We start from the raw sequence: 2,298 nt of genomic DNA, 5'->3' as shown, positions 1-2,298 counted from the left end.
GGATTATCTACTGCCATTAAAACCGTCTTACGATACAGCTAGAAGAATAGAAGCTAGAGTTAATAAGTATAGCGTAATTAATATAGATCAAAACAAATATTCAGTACCAGATTACCTTGTAGGTAAATTTGTGATGGCTAAAATATATCCAGACACAATAGAAATATTCTACAAAGATAAGCTAATAGCGAGCCATAAAAGGTCATACTTAAATCATCACTGGACAGTAGACATAAATCATTTTATCCATACATTAAAAAAGAAGCCTGGAGCGCTGCATTCTAGTGTAGGTAGACATCAGCTCTCTCCAGAACTTCAAGAATTATATCACAAATATTATACCAATAATCCTAAGGATTTCATAGTACTTTTAGAACTGATAAAAGAAAAAGATTTAGAAAGTGTTTTAGAAGCCATAAAAGAACTAGAAAAAATCAAGGTAGAGATGATAAATACAGACAATATCAAAAATATAGTTTTCAAATCTCCAACTATGGATAATCCTTTGGGAAGTAAAGATATATCAATACAAAAAGCATCCTTGGAGCAAATTTCAATTTTAAATGAGATGTTTAAACTAAATTCGGTGGGAGGTTATGGAAATTGAATGAGATCATAAATGAGATTAAAGAATATGTCAAAGAGCTTAAGATACCAGGAATAAATCAGGGATTAAAGATGAAGATTGAAGAAGCATACAAGCTAAATCAGTCCTATGAAGAGCTTTTAAGGGACATTTTCATGGAAGCCTATGATATACGAAAGGAAAATGGTAGGAAAAACAGGATTAGAAATGCCCGTTTTCCATACAAAAAATACTTAGATGAACTTCAGGTAGATTATCTACCTGAAGACGCTAAAAAGAAGTTTAAAGAGCTTAAAACATTAAAATTCATAGAGGAAGGCAGAAACATAATCTTAGCAGGTAACCCTGGAACTGGAAAGACCCATTTATCAATAGGCCTTGGTATCAGTGCCTGTAATAAAGGGTATAAGGTGTTTTTCACTACAGCCGCATCCTTAATAAACGAGCTTAAGGAAACTAGGAGTGAGAAAAAACTATATACATTTGAGAAGAGATTTGAAAAATATGACCTAATAATTTTAGATGAATTAGGATACATCTCCTTTGACAAGGAAGGTAGTGAGCTGTTGTTTACATTTCTTTCATTAAGAGCAGAGAGAAAATCAACCATAATAACCACAAACTTATCCTTTGACAGATGGAATGAAATATTTAATGATGCAGTTTTAACAGCTGCTTTAATAGACAGAATGACCCATAAATCTTATGTATTAAATATGAATGGTGAATCTTATAGGATAAGAGAAACTAGAGAGTGGTTAGAAAAGAGCAATTAATTTTTTTGTTTCAACTGGCCCAGTTTTCGATTGAAATATGGTACAGTTTTCGGTTGACAAATACAGGATTTATACCAAAATACCATTAATGAATTAAGACCATTTGAGGGTGAAATGTTAAAGCAGATAAAAGACTTTTATCGTATTGGCTTAACATGGACATCCAATGCATTAGAGGGTAATTCTTTGACTGAAAGTGAAACGAAAGTTCTAATAGAAGATGGATTAACAGTTGGCGGAAGACCTCTTAGGGATATGTTTGAAGCAGTAGATCATGCAAAAGCATATGATTATATGTTTACTTTGCTTGAGAATAAAGAAATTACCGAAAAGGATATTCTTTATCTGCATAAATTATTTTATCAAAATATTGATGAAGAATATGCAGGAAGATATCGTGAAATTGCAGTATTTATTCCTGGTTCCAACTATCCAGTTACTAAAGTAGAAGATATTCAAAGTGAGATTGATGAGTTATGTAAATGGATAAAGGCAGAAAGAAAAAAGTATCATCCAGTAGAATTTGCAGCTGTTCTGCATAAAAAGTTTGTGTTTATTCATCCATTTAAAGACGGAAACGGAAGGGTAGCAAGGCTACTTATGAATACAGCACTAATACAAGATGGATATCTGCCAGCACTAATTCCTCCAATATTAAGAAGTGAATATATTGCATTACTTGAAAAGGCACATGAAGATGATAGTCCATTTATTAACTTTATTATAGAAAGAGAGTTAGAATCACAAAAGGATTTTTTACATCTTCTTCATATACCCTTGCCTAAGTTACAGCAAGATAATCTATTTAGCCCCCTAACCGTTTTGGACAATCACACGCGATTATAGTAAAATATAATCAACAGGAGGTTGCCAGAATGAGAAGCAAAAATACAAGATATCCAGAAGAATTTAAACGTCAAATTGTTAAAGAAGTAG

The 2,298-nt window shown here is 32.2% G+C and carries 3 protein-coding genes; all 3 read left to right on the top strand.

From position 1 onward, the window contains the following. Positions 1-607, top strand: a 607-nt coding sequence (locus tag C3E89_RS11205; protein WP_442870599.1) for a Mu transposase domain-containing protein, incomplete at its 5' end; no start/stop codon positions are given. Beyond that, on the top strand, positions 604-1,362 hold the full coding sequence (gene istB, locus C3E89_RS11200; protein WP_236913032.1) for an IS21-like element helper ATPase IstB: 759 nt from the start codon (positions 604-606) through the stop codon (positions 1,360-1,362). The genes C3E89_RS11205 and istB, both read left to right, overlap by 4 nt. A gap of 114 nt (positions 1,363-1,476) precedes the next feature. Continuing rightward, positions 1,477-2,208 carry a Fic family protein gene (locus C3E89_RS11195; RefSeq protein ID WP_236913031.1) on the top strand — a complete coding sequence of 244 codons (732 nt, stop codon included), beginning with the start codon at positions 1,477-1,479 and terminating at the stop codon, positions 2,206-2,208. Positions 2,209-2,298: the final 90 nt, after the last annotated feature.

Source organism: Clostridium sp. Cult1 (assembly GCF_021655095.1).
Taxonomy (GTDB): Bacteria; Bacillota; Clostridia; order Tissierellales; family Tepidimicrobiaceae; genus Schnuerera.
Note: the sequence above shows the minus strand (reverse complement) of the source record. Positions and strands in the feature narration are given on the sequence as shown.

Bases quoted from the DNA above. Each gene is read 5' to 3' on its own strand.
- C3E89_RS11195 (WP_236913031.1), top strand. From the start codon at position 1,477: ATGTTAAAGCAGATAAAAGACTTTTATCGTATTGGCTTAACATGGACA.